This is a genomic window from Nitrospina watsonii (genome assembly GCF_946900835.1).
Lineage (GTDB): Bacteria > Nitrospinota > Nitrospinia > Nitrospinales > Nitrospinaceae > Nitrospina > Nitrospina watsonii.
Map to the genome: position 1 here is coordinate 1,265,290 of NZ_OX336137.1, position 22,026 is coordinate 1,287,315.

The 22,026-nt window shown below is 58.4% G+C and carries 21 protein-coding genes; 14 read left to right on the forward strand and 7 right to left on the reverse strand.

The window, feature by feature from the left end; translation table 11 throughout:
- Window positions 1–4: 4 nt before the first annotated feature.
- From QML71_RS05790 to holB, 4 genes are read right to left on the reverse strand one after another with little or no spacing between them, the layout of a single operon-like run.
- Window positions 5–1,396: a TatD family hydrolase gene (locus QML71_RS05790; RefSeq protein ID WP_282010964.1), complete on the reverse strand. Its 1,392-nt coding sequence runs from the start codon at window positions 1,394–1,396 to the stop codon at window positions 5–7.
- A complete protein-coding gene (gene metG, locus QML71_RS05795) occupies window positions 1,393–3,327 on the reverse strand; it encodes a methionine--tRNA ligase (protein WP_282010965.1) in 1,935 nt (644 codons plus the stop codon). Before metG ends, QML71_RS05790 begins: the two co-directional genes overlap by 4 nt.
- Before the next feature lie 24 nt (window positions 3,328–3,351).
- Window positions 3,352–4,248, reverse strand: coding sequence for a PSP1 domain-containing protein (locus QML71_RS05800; RefSeq protein ID WP_282010966.1), 897 nt, complete (start codon window positions 4,246–4,248; stop codon window positions 3,352–3,354).
- 10 nt (window positions 4,249–4,258) lie between these two features.
- A complete protein-coding gene (holB, locus tag QML71_RS05805; RefSeq protein WP_282010967.1) occupies window positions 4,259–5,269 on the reverse strand; it encodes a DNA polymerase III subunit delta' in 1,011 nt (336 codons plus the stop codon).
- A 317-nt stretch (window positions 5,270–5,586) separates the two neighbouring features.
- On the opposite strand from holB, the gene QML71_RS05810 reads away from it, so the two are divergent.
- The 10 genes from QML71_RS05810 to QML71_RS05855 all read left to right on the forward strand — a co-directional run bounded on the left by QML71_RS05810 (window position 5,587) and on the right by QML71_RS05855 (window position 13,047).
- Window positions 5,587–5,913, forward strand: coding sequence for a 4Fe-4S ferredoxin (locus QML71_RS05810; protein WP_282010968.1), 327 nt, complete (start codon window positions 5,587–5,589; stop codon window positions 5,911–5,913).
- A gap of 412 nt (window positions 5,914–6,325) precedes the next feature.
- Window positions 6,326–6,628: an AtpZ/AtpI family protein gene (locus tag QML71_RS05815; RefSeq protein WP_282010969.1), complete on the forward strand. Its 303-nt coding sequence runs from the start codon at window positions 6,326–6,328 to the stop codon at window positions 6,626–6,628.
- Between the two features lie 3 nt (window positions 6,629–6,631).
- Window positions 6,632–7,360, forward strand: a complete 729-nt coding sequence (locus QML71_RS05820) for a F0F1 ATP synthase subunit A (RefSeq protein ID WP_282010970.1) — start codon at window positions 6,632–6,634, stop codon at window positions 7,358–7,360.
- Between the two features lie 23 nt (window positions 7,361–7,383).
- A complete protein-coding gene (gene atpE, locus QML71_RS05825) occupies window positions 7,384–7,611 on the forward strand; it encodes an ATP synthase F0 subunit C (RefSeq protein ID WP_282010971.1) in 228 nt (75 codons plus the stop codon).
- Window positions 7,612–7,694: 83 nt separating this feature from the next.
- On the forward strand, window positions 7,695–8,204 hold the full coding sequence (gene atpF, locus QML71_RS05830; RefSeq protein WP_282010972.1) for a F0F1 ATP synthase subunit B: 510 nt from the start codon (window positions 7,695–7,697) through the stop codon (window positions 8,202–8,204).
- 46 nt (window positions 8,205–8,250) lie between these two features.
- A complete protein-coding gene (gene atpH, locus QML71_RS05835; protein ID WP_282010973.1) occupies window positions 8,251–8,811 on the forward strand; it encodes an ATP synthase F1 subunit delta in 561 nt (186 codons plus the stop codon).
- Window positions 8,801–10,306, forward strand: a complete 1,506-nt coding sequence (atpA, locus tag QML71_RS05840; protein WP_282010974.1) for a F0F1 ATP synthase subunit alpha — start codon at window positions 8,801–8,803, stop codon at window positions 10,304–10,306. The genes atpH and atpA overlap by 11 nt, the downstream gene beginning before the upstream one ends.
- A 3-nt stretch (window positions 10,307–10,309) precedes the next feature.
- Window positions 10,310–11,167, forward strand: a complete 858-nt coding sequence (gene atpG, locus QML71_RS05845; protein ID WP_282010975.1) for an ATP synthase F1 subunit gamma — start codon at window positions 10,310–10,312, stop codon at window positions 11,165–11,167.
- Between the two features lie 42 nt (window positions 11,168–11,209).
- Window positions 11,210–12,622 (forward strand): F0F1 ATP synthase subunit beta, encoded by a 1,413-nt coding sequence (gene atpD / locus QML71_RS05850; protein WP_282010976.1) that lies wholly within the window; start codon window positions 11,210–11,212, stop codon window positions 12,620–12,622.
- A gap of 5 nt (window positions 12,623–12,627) precedes the next feature.
- Window positions 12,628–13,047 (forward strand): F0F1 ATP synthase subunit epsilon, encoded by a 420-nt coding sequence (locus QML71_RS05855; RefSeq protein WP_282010977.1) that lies wholly within the window; start codon window positions 12,628–12,630, stop codon window positions 13,045–13,047.
- Window positions 13,048–13,149: 102 nt separating this feature from the next.
- Here the strand turns inward: QML71_RS05855 and QML71_RS05860 are convergent, their stop codons facing one another.
- The 3 genes from QML71_RS05860 to QML71_RS05870 form a co-directional block, all read right to left on the reverse strand.
- Window positions 13,150–13,569, reverse strand: a complete 420-nt coding sequence (locus QML71_RS05860; RefSeq protein WP_282010978.1) for a CBS domain-containing protein — start codon at window positions 13,567–13,569, stop codon at window positions 13,150–13,152.
- 148 nt (window positions 13,570–13,717) lie between these two features.
- Window positions 13,718–16,591, reverse strand: coding sequence for an excinuclease ABC subunit UvrA (gene uvrA / locus QML71_RS05865; protein WP_282010979.1), 2,874 nt, complete (start codon window positions 16,589–16,591; stop codon window positions 13,718–13,720).
- A 162-nt stretch (window positions 16,592–16,753) separates the two neighbouring features.
- Window positions 16,754–18,580, reverse strand: a complete 1,827-nt coding sequence (locus QML71_RS05870; RefSeq protein WP_282010980.1) for a menaquinone biosynthesis decarboxylase — start codon at window positions 18,578–18,580, stop codon at window positions 16,754–16,756.
- A 150-nt stretch (window positions 18,581–18,730) separates the two neighbouring features.
- Between QML71_RS05870 and QML71_RS05875 the strand changes: the two genes are divergently transcribed.
- The 4 genes from QML71_RS05875 to QML71_RS05890 all read left to right on the forward strand — a co-directional run bounded on the left by QML71_RS05875 (window position 18,731) and on the right by QML71_RS05890 (window position 22,024).
- Complete coding sequence (locus QML71_RS05875) at window positions 18,731–19,660, forward strand: ABC transporter permease (protein WP_282010981.1); 930 nt, start codon at window positions 18,731–18,733, stop codon at window positions 19,658–19,660.
- 8 nt (window positions 19,661–19,668) lie between these two features.
- Window positions 19,669–20,499: an ABC transporter permease gene (locus QML71_RS05880; protein ID WP_282010982.1), complete on the forward strand. Its 831-nt coding sequence runs from the start codon at window positions 19,669–19,671 to the stop codon at window positions 20,497–20,499.
- A 212-nt stretch (window positions 20,500–20,711) separates the two neighbouring features.
- Window positions 20,712–21,017: a hypothetical protein gene (locus tag QML71_RS05885; RefSeq protein ID WP_282010983.1), complete on the forward strand. Its 306-nt coding sequence runs from the start codon at window positions 20,712–20,714 to the stop codon at window positions 21,015–21,017.
- Window positions 21,018–21,043: 26 nt separating this feature from the next.
- Complete coding sequence (locus tag QML71_RS05890) at window positions 21,044–22,024, forward strand: Lcl C-terminal domain-containing protein (protein WP_282010984.1); 981 nt, start codon at window positions 21,044–21,046, stop codon at window positions 22,022–22,024.
- Window positions 22,025–22,026: the final 2 nt, after the last annotated feature.

The following is a 22,026-nucleotide window of genomic DNA, read 5'->3' on the forward strand; positions in this document are numbered from 1 at the left end:
ATAGTCACCCCACGATGTTGTAACGGCGCGGCCGGTACGTGACGCCGAACTGCTGCTCGGCGATCTCCGCGCATTTGTCTTCGTCCACGTCCTGCTGGTGGGTCACGATGGTGGCCTGCACCTCCGGGATGTGAACTTTGGCATCTTCAATGAATTTCAGAATCTCGTCGTAGATGCGACCGCGGTAATTCGGCAATGGCTGGCTGACTTCATCGTAGGCGTCGGAGTTGTCGGCGTTGAGGCTGATCGATACGGAATCGACGAGGCCTGCGAGCTCCGGCAGAATATTGCGTTTGTTGATGACGTTGCCGTGGCCGTTGGTATTGAGCCGCACGCGTCCGCCCGCGGCCTTGATTTTTTGCGCCACGTTTTTGATGACGTCGAGACGCAGCGTCGGTTCGCCGTAGCCGCAGAACACGACCTCGTCGTACTTCGCCGGGTCGTCGATCGACGCCCACACCTCGTCGGCGGTGGGTTCGCGGTCCAGCGCCAGGTTGTAACCCTGCACGATGGGTTTCGAGATACGCGTGCAGAACACGCAATTGGCGGTGCAGCGTTGCGTCAGGTTCAGATAGAGCGAGTTCCTTATCTGGTACGAAATGGTGCCGGACTGCGCGGTGTTGCCGATGCCGTACAAATCGAAAAAGCTGAGCTCCACCGTGCGGTGCAGGTCCTGCACGCTGGTGCCGCGCAATTCGGCCAGAAACTCCGCCGTGTGGTTGACGAACGCCGGTTCGTTGCGTTTGCCGCGCATGGGTACCGGCGCCATGTAGGGGCAATCGGTTTCGACGAACAGACGATCCGCTGGAATGGTTTTGGCGACGGCGCGCAGGTCCTCCGCATTTTTGAAAGTCACCACGCCGGAAAAGGAAATGTAAAAGCCCATAGCCAGCGCCGCTTCCGCCATTTCCTGGTCGCCGGTGAAGCAGTGGAAAATGCCGGCGCGTCCGTTCGGGTCTTGCGGATAGTACTCGGACAGGATGGCGAGGGTGTCTTCCTTGGCGTCGCGGCTGTGGATGACCAGCGGTTTTTTGTGCTCGCGCGCCAGTTCGATGTGCTTGCGGAAATGCGCGCGTTGCAGGTCGTGCGGCGAATAGTTTTTAAAGTAGTCGAGGCCGGTCTCGCCGACGGCGATCACGCGTGGGTGTTGCAAGAGTTCGCGCAGCTCGAGATAGGTGTTGTCGTCGATGTCCTTGACGTCGTGCGGATGGATGCCGACGGCGGCGTAAATGAAGTCGTGCTCTTCCGTCAGCGCCACCGAACGGTGACTGCTCGGGATGTCGCAGCCGATGTTGACGATGTATTTGACGCCGTGGTCGCGGGCGCGCTGGATGATGGCGTCGCGGTCGGCGTCGAAATCGGCCATGTCAATGTGTGCGTGGGTGTCGATGATCATTTCACGCGCGCTCCCAGTTCCAATTCTTCGTCGAATCCGGCGAGGACGACCTTGCCCTGATCGCTGCCCGCCAGGATCATGCCCTGCGATTCAATGCCCATCAGTTTCGCCGGTTTGAGGTTGGCGACGAGGATCACCTTGCGCCCGACCAGCTGCTCCGGTTCGTAACTTTCGGCGATGCCCGCCACCACCTGCCGCTGTTCGTGGCCGAGATCGACCTTCAGCTTGATGAGTTTTTTTGATTTCTTCACCTTCTCCGCTTCGAGGATGAGGGCGACGCGCAGATCGAGCCTCATGAAATCGTCGATCTGGATGAGGTTGTCTTCCTCTACCGCGGCGGCGCCGTCGTCGCCGGAGGCCTTCACTTCCACAGTGGCCAGGATTTTTTCAGCGGCCTTGTCCTCGATGCGCGGGAAAATCTGCTCGCCCTGTTTCGACTGCGCACTGGCGGACAGCCAGCCCCAGGTGCGGATGGAAGGCAGACCCTGATCCTCGATCGGGGTTTCGACGCCGAGTTGCTGCATCATCTTCTTCGACGTATCCGGCATGAACGGGTGGATGAGAATGGCGATGACACGGCAGGCCTCGGCGGCGTTGTAGAGCACGGTGGCGAGGCGTTTTTTGCCGTCGTCGGATTTGGCCAGGTTCCACGGCGCGGTGCTGTTGATGTATTGATTGGACGCGTCGAGCAGTTCCCAGATTTTCATCAGGATGCGGTTGTAGGCCAACTCGTCGTACAACTCGTTGACCTGTTCGACCACTTCCTTGGACTTGCCCTTGAGGCCTGCGTCCTCGTCGCCTTCGACATCTATTTCCGGCACGCGGCCTTCAAAGTATTTGCCCAGCATGTTGAGCGTGCGGTTGAGCAGATTGCCCAGGTTGTTGGCGAGGTCGCTGTTGACGCGACCGATCAACGCCTTGTGCGAGAAATCGCCGTCGAGCCCGAACGGCACCTCGCGCATCAGGAAATAGCGGATGACGTCCACGCCGAACTGGTCGATCAACAGGTTCGGCTCGACCACGTTGCGCAGCGACTTCGACATCTTCTTGCCTTCCACCGTCCACCAGCCGTGCGCGAAAATATTGAGAGGCGGCGAGATGCCGATGGCCTTCAGCATGGTGGACCAGTACACCGCGTGCGTGGTCAAAATGTCCTTGCCGATGAGGTGATGCGCCGCCGGCCAGTAATCGCATTTTAAAATCTCGTCGTGGCTGCCGTGGATCGAGATGTAGTTGATGAGCGCGTCGAACCAGACGTAGGTGACGTAATCCTCATCGAAGGGCAGGGGGATGCCCCAGGCGAGGCGTTCCTTGGGCCGCGAGATGCAGAGGTCTTCCAGTGGTTTTTTCAGGAAGCCCAGGATTTCGTTCTTCCGCGACGCGGGCAGGATGAACGATTCGTTTTTCTGGATGTGATCGATCAGCCACTCCTGATACTGGCTCATCTTGAAAAAATAATTGTACTCTTTGATCTTTTCCACCTTGCGCCCACACTCCGGGCAGTTGCCCTCGACGAGGTCCTTCTCCGTCCAGAAACGTTCGTCGGGCATGCAGTACCAGCCTTCGTAACTGTCGCGGTAGATTTCGCCTTTCTCGTGGAGCGCCTGGAGGATTTCGCGGACCACCCGGGTGTGGCGTTCCTCCGTGGTGCGGATGAAATCGGTATTGGAAATGTTGAAGCGCGCCCACAGGTCCTTGAACGGTTTGTGCAGGGCATCGACGTACGCCTGGGCGCTGCGTCCGGCTTGCTCCGCCGCCTGCTGGACTTTCTGCCCGTGCTCGTCGGTGCCGGTCAGAAAAAACACGTCGTCGCCATCGAGCCTGCGGTAGCGGGCGGCGACGTCGGCGGCGATGGTGGTGTAGGCGTGGCCGATGTGGGGCACGTCGTTGACGTAATAAATGGGTGTGGTGATGTAGAACTTTCGATTCATGTCGGTGGCGTTCGGGGTTGTGGGTTAGCTGGCTGGCTGCGTGGGCGCGTGGGGCTGCGGCGTCAGGTAGTCACGAAGCTCTTCCAGATCATAGTACATGATGTAATCGTCCTCAAGGCGAACGGTCACCTTATGCTTCAGGATGTCGTTCTGGATCACACGGCCCTTGCCATCCGGAGTGGAAATGGTTTTGCCCAGTTTGGGCATTTCCTTGATGAGGTCCTTGTAGATGTTGTGTTCGTATTGCAGGCAGCACATGAGGCGGCCGCACACGCCGGAAATCTTGCTGGGGTTGAGCGCGAGGCCCTGGTCCTTGGCCATGCGGATGGTCACCGGGGTGAATTCCGGCAAAAAGCGCGAACAGCACAACTCCTCGCCGCACACGCCATGGCCGTTGATCGACTTGGCCTCGTCGCGCACCCCGACCTGCCGCATCTCGATTCGATGGCGCAGGCGCGAGGCCAGTTCCTTGACCAGCTGACGGAAATCGATGCGGCCCTCGGCGGTGAAGTAGAACACCGACTTGTTGAGTTCCTCGAAAAACACGACGCGGCTCAGGTTCATCGGCAGCTTCAGGCTTTCGATCAACTCCTGGCAGAGCACCGTGGACTTGCTTTCGCGCTGCCGCTTTTCTTCCTCATGGTGACGGTCTTCGTCGTTGGCGAGGCGCAGCACTTTGAGCGGGTGGCAGGCGTCCTTGCGGATGTTGATGATTTTGTTGGATGCGACGACTCCGATCTGCGGACCGTCCTCGGTATCGACCATCACGTCCATGCCGACGCGGAGCTTCAGCGTGTTCGGGTCGCACAACTGCGTCTTGTCACGGCCGCGCATGCGGATACCGATGACAAATTTCGGGCGCGTCGATTCCGCATCCGGGGACGTTGCGGCGGAGTCTGAATTCACTGGTTCGTTTTGCATGGAGTGTCCTTCACGCCGCTTCACAGAACTGAAGAAGCATGTTCTCCAGAGAGAGCTGAACGTTGGCATTCATATTCAAAATGTGACGGGTGCGGAACACCGCATCCATCATGTGCAACACCGCAGCGCGCGATTTGCCCTGTGTGAGCGGAGCCAGCCGGGACGCAAGATCGCGATTGTTCAAGGCCTCGGCGCCGCAACCCGCCTGCAGCACGGCGAGGTCACGCAGCAGGCCCAGCAGTTCTTCCAATATCTTTTGCGTGTCGCCGCCACGGGCCACCTCGCGCGACCATTGAAACAGCACGTCCATGCGGCGAAAACTCAACTGGCCGATCAATGCCAGCAGTTCCTCCCGGTAGCGGGCGATCTCGGCCACATCTTCCGCCAGGGCACGCGCCACCTGGCCCTGCGAACGCAGCACCCGTAATTCGATTTCCTCGTCCAGCATGCCTTCGCTGTCCGGGTGGGTTTCGAGGATGGAACGCAACGCTTCCGGCGGCAGCGGATGGAACATCACCCCCTGGCAGCGCGAGATCAGCGTCGGCAGCATCTGGTAGGGATTCGACGTGACCAGGATCAGGAGCGTTGAGCCGGGGGGTTCTTCCAGCGTTTTGAGGAAGGCGTTGCAGGCCTGCGGATTCATTTTCTCGGCACCGTCGATCACCGCAACCTTGTAGCGGCCTTCATAGGGCGTGTAGCCGAGTTTCTTTTGCAATTCGCGGATTTCTTCGATCTTGATGGCGGCGTCGCGGGCGGTGGAACTGGCCTTGGTCGGTTCCAGCAGGAACACGTCCGGGTGCTGGCCCTGATCGATTTTGAGGCAGGACGGGCACACACCGCAAGCACCGTCGGTGCCGGGCTGGGCGCAATTCAGAGCTTTGGCGAATTCCATCGCCATTCGCTTTTTGCCTACGCTTTCGGGGCCGTAGTACAGGTAGGCGTGCGCTACCGTGCCGTTTTCGATGGCACGACTGATAATATGTTTAGCCTGGCCTTGGCCAAGTATCGTCTCGAAGGGCATGTGGACCTGATAAAATACATATATTCAAATGTTTAGCTCGTAAACGAGGGACTGTGCGCAGTGTGTCACGCCGGCACCGGGGTGAACGGTGCACGGAGGGTCTCCTCATATATAAGAGGAGGCCTTAAATCCAGTGAATATCATAGTATATGGACCCGCCCCTGTAAATGAAAAAGCCGGAGGCAGGGCGTGGAAGAGGGCGGCGGTTTGGGAAAATGTTGGATTGATATTGAATCCCAATTTGGATTTTGCTATAAAATCCACCTGTTTGCTACAATGTGGCTGAAACATGATACCAATCGTATGGAAGAATTGACATGGCCGTAGCCGAAAGAGCAAAACGTTCCGCACAGAGAAAACGCAAGCCGAAAGAGTTAGCAGTTATCAACGAAGCGTGCACCGGTTGCAGCGGCTCGCCGATCTGCATCACCGAATGTCCGGTGGAAAACTGCATGTACGAAGTGCAGAATCCCTACGCCCCGGCGTTCAACGTGGTGCTGGTGGATGAACTGTTGTGCATCGGGTGCAAGAAATGCGTTTCCAAGGGGCCCATGGACACGTTCCTGGAAGGGTGTCCCTGGGATGCCATCGATATGCTGCCTCTGTCGGATTACGAAAAGAAGTACGGGGAAATGCCCTATTAGTTCCAACCGGCGGATTTCCTGCGAGGGTTCCGAGGGGTTTCGAACAAGCAGAATCCAAATGGTTTCCTCAAGCCGTGCCCGGGACGCGCTGGCAGGATGACGCGGGATTTTTCAATTGACAGATTGGAAGTTCGGCGTTATTTTTTTGCGGCCCAAACGGTCTTGATGTTCAAAGAGCTGGACCGGCCCCTAGTGATAGGGTAAGTCATTCAGGTGAGGGGCGGTTTTGGCGGTTGCCATCCTTCCTTATCTCCCTGCAATTCGAGCGGTCAACGCGCGAACATTTCAGATTTTTGTCAAATTCCCGGGACCTTTTTGAGAATCCCGAGAATTTCTTTTGGAAAACAGGGTCGGTGTTGTATGATTAGGCGTTTTTAGCCTTTCTGGCCTTGTCACCCCCACGACAAAAAAAATGAAATCCGGGAGTCCCCTACGCCAGGGCCTGAGTTACGCATTCAGACTGGGCACCGAAATGACCGTGGCGACCCTCATCGGGGCGCTGATGGGTTATGCGCTGGACTATTATTTGGGCACCGATCCCTGGTTTCTCGCACTCGGCGTGTTGTTTGGCGGGGCGGCGGGGTGCCTGAACGTGTACCGGGCGGGCATGGCCATGGAACAGGACTGGGGAGAGGACGCCCCGAAAAACGATAACGACGATCACCCGGATTCGGACGACGACCCTCCGGATCCCAACCACGATATTCAGAAATAATAAATGGAAAACCCGCTACACCACTTCGAGCTGCACCCCATCATCGGCATCCACTTTCTGGGGCTGGACCTTTCCATCAACAAGGCGATCATCGTCATGTGGATCGGCATTGCCCTCGTGTTCGGCCTGTTCATGCTGGTGATCAAGGGCGGCCTGCGGCTGGTTCCCGGCAAGATGCAGAGCGTCGCCGAGATGTCGCTGGAATTCATTCAGAACATGGTGACCGAGTTCATCGGCAAGGACGGCAAGAAATACTTTTCCTTCATTGCCACCCTGTTTTTCTTCATTCTGGCCTGCAACCTGATCGGCCTCGTGCCCGGCTCTTACACCATGACGAGCCAGTTGGCCGTGACCGGCGCCTTCGCCATCACCATCTTTTTAATGACGCTGGTCATCGGTTTCGTCACGCACGGCGGACGCTTCCTGAGCATACTGGTGCCTCCTGGCGTGCCCAAACTCATGATCCCGTTCATGATTCCGATCGAAGTCATCAGCATGCTGGCACGGCCGATTTCCCTGTCGGTGCGGCTGTTCGCCAACATGACGGCGGGCCATACGGTGCTTGCGGTGTTGTTCGCGTTGACCCTCACGGCCCCGGCCTGGGTCAGCTGGATGCCTTTCGGCTTCACTGTGGTCATCAACGTATTGGAAGTAGCCATAGCATTTATCCAGGCATATATCTTTACGGTCCTGACGTGCATGTACATCGGGGACGTTATTAATTTGCATTAAATCACCAAGAGAGGAGCTCCAGAATGGAAGCAGCAGCTGCAGCTTATTTGGGAATGGGCCTGTGTGCCGCCGGGTTTTTCGGTGCGGCGATCGGTATCGCCAATATTTTTTCAACAACCATCGAGACCGTCGGCCGCCAGCCGAATGCCGAAGGCCGTGTGGCCAAGTACTGCTGGATCGGGTTTGCGCTGGTAGAAGCCGTCGCGTTGTACGCGTTGGTCCTTGCCTTCATTCTCATGGGCAAAGCGTGAGCGCACTTTAGAGAGACGCCCCCAGGGGGCGCTTTCTGCATGGCAACCCTTATGTACAACCTTTACCCCAGGTCACCCGGACAATGCCACAACTAGAGCAGGTATCGGTATTTTCTTCGTTGATATTCTGGTCGATCATTTCGTTCGTCCTGCTTCTTTGGTTGTTGAAGAAGTACGCGTTCCCGCCCATCCTGCAAATGCTGGAGGAGCGGCAGAAGAAGATTTCCGGAGATATCAAGAGCGCAGAAGCGATGCGCGCGGAAGCGGAGAAGATCAAGCAGGAGTTTGACGCTCAACTCCAGACCGCGCACGACAAGGCCTCCACCATCGTCCAACTGGCGCAAGATGAGTCCCGTAAAATGCAGGAAAAAACCCTCAACGAGACCCAGGCCAAGGTCCGGCAGATGCAAAAGGAAGCCGAGCATGAAATCCGGGTGGCGCGTGACAAGCTGATGGGGGAAATCCGGCAATACGTTTCGGTCCTGACCATCGCCTCGACCGAGAAAATTCTGCGCCGGACCATGCAGGACGACGACAAAAAGAGGCTGGTGGACGAGTCCATTGAAGAGGTGGTTAAAAACCTCGGCAAATAACAGAACCTGACCGGGTTCCAGATCGCTGGAATGAATTGATACCACGATGATAGAAAACCAGATAGGCAAACGATTTTCGGAAGCGCTTTCCAGTTCCATCCAGGACGACACCAGGCTCCAGGAGGCGTTGGACCATGTATGCGATCTGGACGACGCCATCGAGTCCGATCCCAAGCTTCCCAAGTTTTTTCTGCACCCGTCGGTTTCAGATAAAAAGAAGCTCGAGTTCGTGATGTCGCTGTGCGACGCCATTCCGGCGGGGAAAGAGGTGCGCAAGCTGGCTGAAATGCTGGTGCAGCGCAACAAGATGACCTATCTGAAAAACGTTCGGGAATATTTCGATAAAACGGTGGCCGATCGGCTCAACCAGGTGCGGGTGAAAATCGTGTCTGCTTACCCCGTGTCCGAGGAACAATTGAACAAACTGAAATCGTCCCTGGATCAGGCTTTGGGAAAAAGTGCGGTGATCGAGAGCCAGGTGGACGAGTCGTTGCTCGGCGGAGTCCGCGTCAGTATTGGGAGCTGGGTCGCCGATGCCACTATCAAGAACCGCCTGGCGCTGCTGCGACGGTCGATTGAGAAGGAGGAGGTCTTAAGTGAGTCTTAGAGCGGATGAAATCAGCACCCTGATTCAAAAGCAGATCGAAGGGTTCGAGTCCGAAGTCGAATTGAAGGAAACCGGCCGCGTCATCTCCGTCGGCGACGGCATCGCCCGCATTTATGGCCTCGAAAACGCCATGGCCGGCGAACTGGTGGACTTTCCCCATGATGTCACCGGCATGGTCCTGAACCTGGAAGAGGACAACGTCGGCGCCGTGCTCATGGGCTTCGACAACCTGATCAAGGAAGGCGACGAAGTCAAGCGCACCGGCCGCATCATGGACGTGCCCGTCGGACCGGAACTGGTTGGGCGCGTGGTCAATGCCCTGGGCGAACCGATCGATGGCAAAGGTCCGATCAACGCCAAGCAGCGCGGTCCCATCGAGCGCATCGCGCCGGGCGTCATCGAGCGCAAATCCGTTCACGAACCCATGCAGACCGGTATCAAGGCGATCGACGGCATGATCCCGATCGGCCGCGGTCAGCGCGAGCTGATCATTGGCGATCGTCAGACCGGCAAGACCGCTGTGGCCATCGACGCCATCCTCAATCAGAAGGGCCAGAACGTATTCTGCATTTACGTCGCCGTCGGCCAGAAACGGTCCACGGTGGCGCGCGTCGTCAAAACGCTGGAAGAGCATGGCGCCATGGAGTACTCGATGGTCGTCTCCGCCAGCGCCAGCGACCCGGCGCCGATGCAGTTCATCGCGCCGTACGCAGGCTGCGCCATGGGCGAATATTTCCGCGACAACGGCCAGCATGCGCTCATCATTTATGATGATCTGTCGAAGCAGGCCGCGGCCTACCGCCAGTTGAGCCTGCTGCTGCGCCGGCCTCCGGGACGCGAAGCGTATCCCGGCGACGTCTTCTTCCTGCATTCGCGTCTCTTGGAGCGTGCGGCGAAATTGAACGACGACCTCGGAGCGGGTTCGATGACGGCGTTGCCGATCATTGAAACGCAGGCGGGCGACGTCTCGGCCTACATCCCGACCAACGTCATTTCCATCACCGACGGTCAGATCTACCTGGAAACGGACCTGTTCTATTCCGGTGTGCGCCCGGCCATCAACGTCGGCCTGTCGGTATCCCGCGTCGGCGGTTCCGCCCAGATCAAAGCCATGAAGCAGGTGGCCGGTCAGTTGCGGCTGGACCTCGCGCAGTACCGCGAAATGGCGGCCTTCTCCCAGTTCGGCAGTGACCTCGACGCCGCCACGCAGGCGCAGTTGGCCCGCGGGGAACGTCTCGTTGAGTTGCTGAAGCAGCCGCAGTACCGGCCGTTGAACGTGGTGCAGCAGGTGGCCTCGCTGTTCACCGGTGTACGCGGGCATCTCGACGATATCAAGGTGCGCGACGTCCAGCGCTTCGAGGAAAGCTTCATCAACTTCATGGAAGAAAAGAAAAAAGACCTCATGGAAACCATCGCCAAGGACAAAAAGCTCACCGATGAAACCGAGGAGCAGTTGACTGCGGCGGTCAAAGAGTTCAAGGAATTGTTTAAATAAATCATGCCAAACTTACGGGACGTTAAAAGCCGGATACGGAGTGTCAAGAACACCCAGCAGACCACCAAGGCCATGAAGCTGGTGTCGGCCTCCAAGTTGCGCCGCGCCCAGGAAGCCATCCTGACGGCCCGGCCGTATGCCACCAAGATGCGGGATGTGTTGAACCACCTGGCCGCCCGCTGCAATCACGATCTGCACCCGCTGTTGAACGACCGCGAAGGCGACAAGGTGCTGCTGGTGGTCATCACGGCGGACCGCGGCCTGTGCGGCGCGTTCAACGCCAACATCGTCAAGATGGCGGCCAAGGTCATCGAAGAACATCAGGGCAGTTCCATTTCCCTGTTTCTTGCGGGCAAAAAGGGCGGGGATCACTTCAGGCGCCGCTCCTACAAGATTCAGGAAAATTATCCAGGCTGGACCAAGGAGTTCAATTACGCCAAGGCGGTGGAGATCGGCGAAAAACTGGGCCAGTTGTTCATCGATAAGGAAGTGGACCGCATTTTTCTGGTGTACAACGAATTCAAATCCGTCCTCCGGCAGGAGGTCATCAGCGAGCAGTTGTTGCCGGTGGCGCCCGAAGAGACGGAAGATCAGTTCCCGGTGGATTATATTTATGAACCGGACGAGGAAAGCATTCTGGAAGACATTCTGAAACGGTACATGACTTTGCAGGTGTACCGCGCCTTTCTGGAATCCAGTGCCAGCGAACACGGCGCCCGCATGACCGCGATGGACAACGCGTCGCGCAACGCCAAGGAAATGATCGGTCAGTTGACCCTGTTCTACAACCGGACTCGACAGGCGTACATCACCAAGGAACTGATCGAAGTGGTCAACGGGGCGGAAGCGCTGAAAGACTGAATATAAAGTATCGACCAAGACGACCAAGTAAAGGAGCGTTTGATGAACGTAGGAAAAGTCATCCAGGTAATCGGTCCCGTCGTGGATATCAGCTTCAAAGGCGGCGAACTGCCGGCTTTGTACAATGCTCTCCACATTAAAAGAACGCAGGAAGGCGGAGAGGACGACACCATCACCCTGGAAGTGGCGCAGCACCTGGGCGACAATGCGGTGCGGGCCATCTCCATGCATCCCACCGATGGCCTGGTGCGCGGTATCGCTGCGGAAGATACGGGCGCTCCGATCTCGGTTCCCGTCGGCGAAAATGTGCTGGGGCGCATTCTGAATGTCATCGGCGAGCCGGTGGACCAGAAGCCGAAGGTCGAATCCCAGGAAACCTGGAGCATCCATCGCGATGCACCGCTGCTCGAAGACCAGGACACCGGCATGGAAATGCTGGAAACGGGCATCAAGGTCATCGATCTCCTGGAGCCGTACCTGAAAGGCGGCAAGACCGGCCTGTTCGGCGGTGCCGGCGTGGGCAAGACCGTTCTCATCATGGAACTGATCCGCAACATCGGCGCCGAGCACAGCGGCTATTCGGTGTTCGCCGGGGTCGGAGAACGCACGCGTGAGGGCAACGACCTCTACCACGAAATGATCGAGTCCAAGGTCATCGATAAAACCGCTTTGATCTACGGTCAGATGACGGAGCCTCCCGGCGCGCGCATGCGGGTCGCCCTGACGGGCCTCACCATCGCCGAGTACTTCCGCGATGTCGGCGGTCAGGACGTGCTCCTGTTCATCGACAACATTTTTCGATTCTCGCAGGCCGGTTCTGAGGTGTCCGCGCTGCTCGGCCGTATCCCGTCCGCCGTCGGTTACCAGCCGACGCTGGCCACCGAGATGGGCAACCTGCAGGAACGCATCACCTCAACGAAAAAAGGATCGATCACCTCGGTCCAGGCGATTTACGTTCCGGCCGACGACCTCACCGATCCGGCTCCGGCGACCACGTTCTCTCACCTGGACGCCACCACCGTTCTCAACCGGCGCATTTCCGAGCTGGGTATTTACCCGGCGGTGGATCCCCTGGATTCCACCTCGCGCATCCTCGATCCGGCGATCGTCGGCGAAGAGCATTATTCGGTAGCGCGCGAAGTGCAGCGCACGTTGCAGCGCTACAAGGAGTTGCAGGACATCATCGCCATTCTGGGTATGGACGAATTGACGGAAGAGGACAAGATGCTCGTCATGCGGGCCCGCAAAATCCAGAAATACCTGTCGCAACCGTTCTTCGTGGCGGAAACGTTCACCGGCGCGCCCGGCAAATACGTCAAGGTGGCCGACACCATCACCGGCTTCAAAGAAATCGTCAACGGCAAGCTGGATGAGATTCCCGAGCAGGCGTTCTACATGTGCGGCGCGATCGACGAAGTGTACGAGAAAGCCGATAAACTCAAGAAGCAGGGTTGATGAGCATGGCGGAAGACAAACAGAAACTTCATTTTACGCTGGTGACCCCGGAACGGGAGATGGTCAACGATGCCGACGTGGATCAGGTCAATATCCCCGGCAGCGAAGGCGATCTGGGCATCCTGCCGCTGCACGCGCCGTTGTTCACCACCATGCGGCCCGGCAGTTTCTCGTATGAGAAGGGGGACGAGATCATTTCCCTCGTGGTCGGCCATGGTTACGCGGAAGTCACCGACGACCGTGTGACGGTGCTGGCGGAAAGCGCCGAATATCTGAGCGAGGTCGATGTGGCGCGGGCAAAAGAAGCCAAGGCCAAGGCCGAAGCGGAACTCGCCAATCCGGACCTCGCCGAAGCAGAACTCCGCGAAGCGCAGAACAAACTGTTCCGCGCCATGGCCCGCATCGAAAGCAAGGGTTCCGAATAACCGCCGCCCTCTTGTGGCGGTCCGTTCAAACCGCTGTCACCCGCGGTTCACCCCAGCGTGCAGACATCCTGCACCGGCGGGCTCTCCAACGTCAAATTTGTATTAAAAAGTCCGCATGCGCGGGTTGGAAAAATAATGCACCAGGTCGCGCACCGACAACACCCCGACCACTTCCCCCTTGTCCGTCACGACCACGTGGCGGATTTTATTTTTGGCCATGAACTTGTTGGCGTCCAGCACCGCCTCGTGACAGTCGATGCTGTGCACGGGCGAGGTCATGATGTCCTCCACCTTTGCGGTGTCGGGCTTGAGTCCTTTGGCAATCACCTTGCGCGCAAAATCGGTTTCGGTGACGATGCCGATGGGCTTGCCCGCCTGTTGCACGATCAAGGATCCCACATGCTGGTCGTGCATGAACTTGGCGGCGGCCTGGATGTTCTGCGTCGCGTCAACCGTCACCACCGGCGCGTTCATGTAATCGCCCACTTCTTCGATCGGGTTTTCCTGTTTGCGTTTTTTCATTGGAACACCTCCTTTGCTTGCCCTCAGGAGCCAGTATTCCTCGGCTCATTATGGAACCATCCATATTGTACGGATATCCAGCCGGATGTGTACAAGGAAAGAATGGAAATTTGAAAGGCAGGGCGTCAGCGGGCTCCCGCGGCAGGCCTCAGGCGCGGGCGGCTTTTTTGCGCGGAGCGCCGGCGGGACTCTTCAAAACCTTTGATAAATAAAGGCCTGTGTAAGACTTGGGATGGGCCGCCACATCTTCCGGGGTGCCGGTGGCGACCACCTCGCCGCCCCGGTCGCCGCCTTCGGGACCGAGGTCGATGATGTGGTCCGCCGTCTTGATGACGTCCAGATTGTGTTCGATGATGACCACCGTGTTGCCCGCATCGACCAGCTTCGACAGCACCGTCATCAGGTGGCCGATGTCGTGGAAGTGCAGGCCGGTGGTCGGCTCGTCGAGGATGTAAAGCGTCTGCCCGGTGCTGCGCTTGCTGAGCTCCTTGGAGAGCTTCACCCGTTGTGCCTCGCCGCCGGACAGGGTGGTCGCGGGCTGGCCGAGGTGGATGTAATCCAGTCCGACGTCGGTGATGGTTTGCAGCTTGGTGCGGATCGATGGAATATTCTGGAAAAAGTCGAGCGCTTCTTCCGCTGTCATTTCCAGCACTTCCGAGATGTTCTTGCCCTTGTACTGGATCTCCAGCGTCTCGCGGTTGAAGCGTTTGCCCTGGCACACTTCGCAGGTGACGAAGATATCCGGCAGAAAATGCATTTCGACTTTGATGATGCCGTCGCCCTGGCAGGCTTCGCAGCGCCCGCCCTTGACGTTGAAGCTGAACCGCCCCGGCTTGTAACCGCGCACGCGCGCTTCGGGCACTTCGCTGAACAGGTCGCGGATGAGCGTGAACAGGCCGGTGTAGGTGGCCGGATTCGACCGCGGGGTGCGGCCGATCGGCGACTGGTCGATGTCGATCACCTTATCGAGATACTGGATGCCTTTAATTTTTTTGAAGGTGCCGGGCTTGTCGGTGGCTTTCCAGAAATGGTGCGCCAGCGCCTTGTACAGGATGTCGATCACCAGCGTGCTCTTGCCGGAACCGGAGACGCCGGTGACGCAGGTGAGCGCGCCCAGCGGCAGCTGCACGTCGATGTCCTTCAGGTTGTTGTGGTGTGCGCCGGTGATCTGCAGAACATGCCCGTTTCCGGGGCGGCGCTTTGCGGGCAGGGGAATTTTGCGCTTGCCTGAAAGGTACAGGCCGGTCAACGATTTCGTATCCTTCACCAGTTCCTGCGGCGTTCCGGAAAAGATGACCTCGCCGCCGTGGATGCCCGCCCCCGGTCCCAGATCGACCACATGATCCGCGTCGCGGATGGTGTTCTCGTCGTGCTCGACCACGATCACCGTGTTGCCGAGGTCGCGCAGCGTGGTCAGGGTTTTCAGCAGGCGGTCGTTGTCGCGCTGGTGCAGGCCGATGCTCGGTTCGTCGAGCACGTAGAGCACGCCCATGAGGCTGGAGCCGATCTGCGTCGCCAGCCGGATGCGCTGGCTCTCGCCGCCGGAGAGCGTCGCCGAGGTGCGGTTCATGGTCAGGTAATCGAGGCCGACATCAATGAGAAACTGCAAACGTTCCTTGATCTCTTTCACGATGCGGCGGGCGATGGAAAACTCCTGCTCGCTGAACGTCAGCTTTTCGAAATACTCGCTCAGGTGGCCGACGGAGAGCGAGGTGAGTTCGATGATGTTGTGCCCGCCCACTTTCACCGACACCGCTTCTTTCTTGAGACGGGTGCCGTCGCAGGTGGGGCAGGGAAGGGCCCGCATGTACTGCGCGATCTCGTCGCGTGTCGAGTTGGATTCGGTTTCGTGGTAGCGCCGTTCGAGATCCGGGATCACGCCGTCGTAGGTGCCGGTGTAGGATTTCCGCCGTCCGTCTTTTTCGTAATAATATTTGACCGCGTCCTCCGTGCCGTGAAGAAGCACGTCCTGCGTCACTTTCGGCAGGTCCTGAAACGGAGTGTTGAGTTTGAATGTGAACTGCGACGCCAGCGAGTCCAGCATCTGGAAAAAATACACCGTGGTTTTTTTCTGCCAGGGATGGATCGCGCCCTGGCGGAGGGACAGGGATTTGTCCGGCACCACGAGATCGGGATCGATCACCATGCGGTTGCCGAGGCCGTCACACTCCGGGCAGGCGCCGGTGGGGTTGTTGAACGAGAACAGACGCGGTTCCAGCTCGGGATAACTGATGCCGCAGTAACTGCACGCGAACTTTTCGCTGAACAACAGCTCCTCGGCGGCGTGGTTGTTTTTCTTGTCTTCGAGCAGGGCCACGACCAGAGAACCTCCTCCCTGATTCAGCCCCATCTCGACCGAGTCCGCCAGCCGTTTGCCCATGTTGGCCTTGATCACCAGCCGGTCCACCACCGCCTCGATGGTGTGCTTGAATTTTTTATTGAGCGTGATGTCGTCTTCCAGCGATTGCAACTCGCCGTCGATGCGCGCCCGCACAAATCCCTTTTTACGCAGCTCCAGGATTTCCTTTTTGAACTCGCCCTTGCGGTCCTGCACCATGGGCGCCAGGATCATGAGTTTCCGGCCTTCGGGGATGGCCTGCACCTGATCGACGATCTGCTGCACGGTTTGGGATGCGATCTCGCGGCCGCAGCCGTAACAGAACACGTGGCCGATGCGTGCGTACATCAGCCGCAGGTAGTCGTAGATCTCCGTCACCGTGCCGACGGTGGAGCGCGGGTTCTTGCTCGATGTTTTCTGCTCGATGGAAATGGCGGGCGACAGTCCCTCGATGTAATCGACGTCCGGCTTTTCCATCAACTCCAGAAACTGCCGGGCATAGGCGGAGAGCGATTCCACGTAGCGGCGCTGGCCCTCGGCGTAGATGGTGTCGAAGGCAAGGGACGATTTTCCGGAACCGCTCAAACCCGTGATCACCACCAGCTTTTCCCGTGGCAGGGTGAGATGGATGTTCTTCAGATTGTGCTCGCGGGCGCCTTTGATGGTGATGTTTTCGAGTGCCATGTATACGGATTCCAAAAGCGGAATAGTTATTGACCCCCCTCATCCTAGCCTTCTCCCACCAGGGGAGAAGGTACCTAAAATACCCCCTCTCCCTTGATGGGAGAGGGTCGGGGTGAGGGTGATTATCTTTATTTATTTTTAATAAGCGTTACTAAAGCCTATTCAAGAAATGGATTTTGGGAACATGCGTTCCCATTTTTCATCGACCTTTTGTTTGATGTCGCCGGACATGTGGATCTCTTCCGGCCAGTCCTGCGTGTAACCTTCCTCCGGCAGTTTCTTCGTGGCGTCGATGCCGAGGCGTCCGCCAACCACCTGCACGTCGCGGCGCGGGTCGAGATTGTTGAACAGTTTCCACAACACGGTGGAGGTGTGGTTGAGATCGACATGCGCTTCGAGCGCCACGATAACCCCCGCTGCGGAGAGACCGTCGTCTTCCAGGCACTGGCGGAGGAAGTCGCGGCCTTGATGCGGCCGCGTCTTGTCCAGCGCCACCAGCACCACATGGCGTTTGGTGTTCAGCCCACACACCCGCACCGATTGGACATCCGCGAATTTATTTTGGATGGTTTGAATCAACTGGGTATCGGGCGCAGTGGCTTTCCCCTGCGGCGGGTTCGCCGCCGCTTCGCCGTCGATCGGGCGAGTGGCGTCGATGCCCAGCTTCGATCCGTAGAGGGCGTGATCGGAGGCGTGGTTGAGCACGTCGAGGATGCCTTCCGAAAAAAACAGGTCGCGGTTGAAATCGATTTCGTTGAGCAACAACTCCAGTACGGTCTGTTCGTCCTGCACATCGACATCGTGATCGACGACGACGATGGTTTTGACGAAGCTCATCTGCCCCGCGCCCCACAGCGTGCTCATCAAGCGGCGCGCCTGCATGGGATAGCGTTTGTCCATGGAGACGAGGACGCAGTTGTGGAACACGCCTTCGAGCGGCATGTTCATGTCCACCAGTTCCGGCAACTGCGTGCGCAATAGCGGCAGGAAGATGCGCTCGGTGGCCTTACCCAGATAAAAATCTTCCTGCGGCGGGATGCCGACGATGGTGGTGAGATAGATCGGGTTGCGGCGATGCGTCACGGCGGTGACGTGGAACACCGGATAGTCGCCGTCCTGCGAGTAATAGCCGGTGTGGTCGCCGAAGGGTCCCTCGCGCCGCATCTCGGCGGGATCGATGTAGCCTTCCAGCACGATCTCGGCGTGGGCCGGCACTTCCAGGTTCACCGTCTTGCATTTGACCAGAGGCACCGCTTTTTTGCGGATGAATCCGGCCAGGAGAAACTCATCGACGCCGTAGGGCAGGGGAGCCGAGGCGGCGTAGCAGGTGACCGGGTCCGCGCCCAGCGCCACCGCCACTTCCATGATCTTGCCCTTGCGTTTGAATTCGTGAAAAAAATGCGCGCCGTCTTTGTGGATGTGCCAGTGCATGGCGGTGGTTTTTTTGTCGTACACCTGCATGCGGTAGAGGCCGACGTTGCGGATGCTGCGATCGACGCTGCGGTTGACGACGATGGGATAGGTGATGAAGCGTCCCGCATCGTGCGGCCAGCACTGGATGATGGGGATTTCGTCGAGGTTGACCGCGTCGCCGGTCTTGACCACGTCCTGGCAGGGCGCGTTCGACACCATCTTCGGCGGAAACTGCGACGCCTGCAACAGGATGGGCAGCATCTTTGCCTTGTCGAGCAGCGTCTCCGGCGGCGCCATGTGCAGGTAGGCGTCGATGTCGCGGGCGATCTTGTCGAGTTTCGTCACGCCCAGTGCAGCCTGGATGCGGCTCCAACTGCCGAAGGCGTTGATGAGCACCGGCATGGAAGATCCCTCCACGTTTTCGAACAACAGCGCCTTGCCGCCGCCGTTTTGTTTGGAGACGCGGTCGGTGATCTCGGCGATTTCCAGATGCGCGGAGACCGTCTCGCGGATGCGCACCAGTTCCCCGGCGTCGTCGAGGTGTTTGACAAAATCCTGCAGGCAGTCGAAAATCATCGGGTTGATTCGGGCAAAGGGGTCGCTGACCCTCGGGTTCATGGCCGTAAAAATGCGAAGGTTCCATTATATCGCACTTCACCCGCCTGCGTGGGAATTGATTGGGGAATCCTGTTAGGCCGGGGATTCTGACGGAGAGGACAGGTTGTCATGCTGGTTTATGTTTGCAAACGGTTGATGCAGGGCGTGCCGGTATTGATTGTGGTGGCGACGCTCACCTTCCTCATCATGCACGCGGTGCCCGGCGGGCCGTTCGATCGGGACAAGAAACTGCCGCCGGAGATCCTCGCCAACATCGAGACCAAGTACCACCTCGACAAACCGGTGTGGCAGCAGTACCTGCTGTACATGGGGCAGATCGCGCGGGGCGACATGGGACCGTCTTACAAGTACGTCGGGCGCGACGTGGCGGACATTATCAAGGACACGTTTCCGGTGTCCTTGACGCTGGGCCTGTTGGCGGTGCTGGTGACGCTGGGGCTGGGCGTGCCGGCGGGGGTGATTTCAGCGGCGCGCGAGAACACGCTGATCGATCGCGGTTGCATTTTCGTCGCCACGCTGGGCATTTCGTTGCCGAGTTTTGTATTGGGCACGTTTCTCATCCTGATTTTTTCACACATGCTGCACTGGCTGCCACCCGCGTTGTGGGAGGGGCCGCGTCACATGCTGATGCCGGCGCTGGCGCTGGGTGCCGGGTTCGCGGGCTACATCGCCCGGCTCACGCGCACCACGGTGCTCGATGTGTTGTCGCAGGACTACATCCGCACCGCCCGCGCCAAGGGGCTCAATGAGTCCACCATCCTCATCAAGCATGCGTTGTTGAACGCGGTGACACCGATTGTGTCGGTGATGGGACCGCTTACCGCCGGGTTGGTGACCGGATCGTTCGTCATCGAGTTCATCTTTTCCATTCCCGGCATGGGCAATTACTTCATCACCGCCGTCACCAACCGCGACTACCCGTTGATCATGGGCGTGACGCTGGTGTACGCCGTGTTGATCGTGCTGGCCAACATCGCCGTCGATGTGGTTTATATGAAGCTCGATCCGCGCGTGCGGCTGGTCGAGCAGAAAGGCTGAGGCGCGCGATGACGATGTGGAGACGGTTTTCCCTGCCCGCGAAACTGAGCGCCTGCTTTCTTGCCGCCATCGCGCTGGCAGCGCTGTTCGCGCCATGGCTGTCGTCCTTCTCGTATGAAGAGCAGGACACGCTGAACGCATTGGCTGCGCCCGACGCCACGCACTGGATGGGCACCGACCGGCTGGGACGCGACCTGTTCTCGCGCATGCTGTACGGGGCGCGCGTGTCGCTCTTTCTCGGCGTTGGCACCACGTTGATCGCGCTGGTCATCGGCACCGTGTATGGTGCGGTGTCCGGGTACATCGGCGGGCGTACGGACAACATCCTGATGCGGATCGTTGATGTGGTCTTTGCGCTGCCCGACCTATTGCTGATTATCCTGATTATGGTGGTTTTGGGACGGGGACTGGCCAGCATTTTCCTGGCGCTCACCCTGGTGAGCTGGGTGACGGTGGCGCGGCTGGTGCGCGGCGAAGTGCTGCGCATCAAGGAGTTCACCTTCGTCGAGGCGGCTAGGGCGCTGGGAGCCGGGCACGGGCGCATTCTGTTTTCCGAAATCGTGCCCAACCTGTGGGGAATCTTGATTGTAACGCTCACCTTCCGCATTCCGGTGGCGATCCTGGCGGAATCGACACTCAGTTTCATCGGTCTCGGCATTGCGCCGCCGTTCAGCAGTTGGGGCACGCTGGCCAACGACGGCTGGACGGCCATCAAGTTTTACCCGCACCTCATTGTGTTTCCGTCGCTCGCCATCTTCCTGACCATTCTGGCCTTCAACTTTTTAGGGGAGGGGCTGCGCGATCATTTCGACCCGCGGAAATCGGTGAAAATAAGTTGAACGGTTTTCAGGTTGGGGGTTTTCATTCCGGTCAAAGGGTCTTAAAATAGAGATAAGGCATTGTTAAAGTTTGATTAGCAATCGAAGGGACCATGGCTTGAAACCGATTGGAAAAGAGGTTGTTTCATGTTGACATCCCACTGAAGTTGATTAAAATACCCAACTCAAGCTGCATGGGCTTGAATTGGGTTGAATGAGGACGGTGCCACTTTATGTCTCGAATAAAAGCCGACCTGATTTGCGAGATCATTCGCAAATCACAAACCAATTTTTTGGAAAAACAAGATTGGTCGGATCCTGGTAAGCCAGAAATCAACGAGCAGTTCGTTCTCGATTGGGTGAAGAATCACGCCAAGCAATACCGCGAGTATTACGTGGCGCAGCTTCAGATGTATTCCACAACGCGGCTGGGTGAAATTTTAAAAGCCCTGACCGAAAGCGGAAAAGATCTGACCGATGTCATTCACCGTGCTCCGCAGTATTCGGAGAAACCCGATTCGGGGCCTGTTCCCAGATAACGTTGCGTCTTGCTCTGAATTGATCGATGGTCGAAACCAATCCGCAGAACGAAGAAAAACAGTCGAACGAAGGCAACGGGCCTTCGGGAACTCCAGCCAAACCAGCATCGACACCCGCTCCCAAACCCGATGCGGGTGCCAAACCCGATGCGGGTGCCAAACCCGACGCAGGAGCCAAGCCCGATGCGGGCTCCAAGCCCGATGCGGGCTCCAAGCCCGATGCGGGCTCCAAGCCGGAAGGCGGAGCCGCACCCGCCGCCAAACCCGCTGCCGCGAAACCGGCAGGGGCCGCTGCGCCGGGTGCCAAGCCGGCTGCTCCCGCCAAACCTGCCGCCAAACCCAAAGTCGAGAAGAAACCGCTCATCGACAACGGCGACGGCACCATCACCGATCCCAATTCCGGTTTGATGTGGAAAAAGACCGACGCGTGGATCGACACCAAAAAATTCTACACCTGGCCACAGGCTCCCGAATACGTGGACAAGGTCAACGCGGAGAAGTTCGCCGGTCACGCCGATTGGCGTATTCCCAACAAGGCGGAAGCCGCGTCGCTGGTGGACAAGACCAAAAAGAGCATGGACAAGAACGGCACCGAGTACCCGTTCGATCCGATTTTTGAAATCGGCGCGGCGGCGGTGACGTGGATCACCGAATGCACCGAAGAAAAAGTCGTGCGCTTCGATTACAAGATCAGCAGTGAGTTCACCTATCCCCCGTGTGAGCTCTGGTCGTCCATCCGCGTGGTGCGGAACGCCGAAGGCTACGAAGACGTGCCCAAACCCGGTGCAGCTCCCGCCGCGAAACCCGCTCCGAAACCGGGCGCCCCGGCGGCCGGTGCAAAGCCCGCGGCTCCGGCCGGCACGGCTCCCAAACCTGCCGCACCCGCCGGCGACAAGCCTGCCGCTCCGGCGGGAGACAAGCCCAAACCGCCCGAAGGACAGGATAACGCGCCTTCGGGAGAGACGCCCGCCGCGCCCAAACCGGCGGACCCTCCGGCATCGCAATAAGT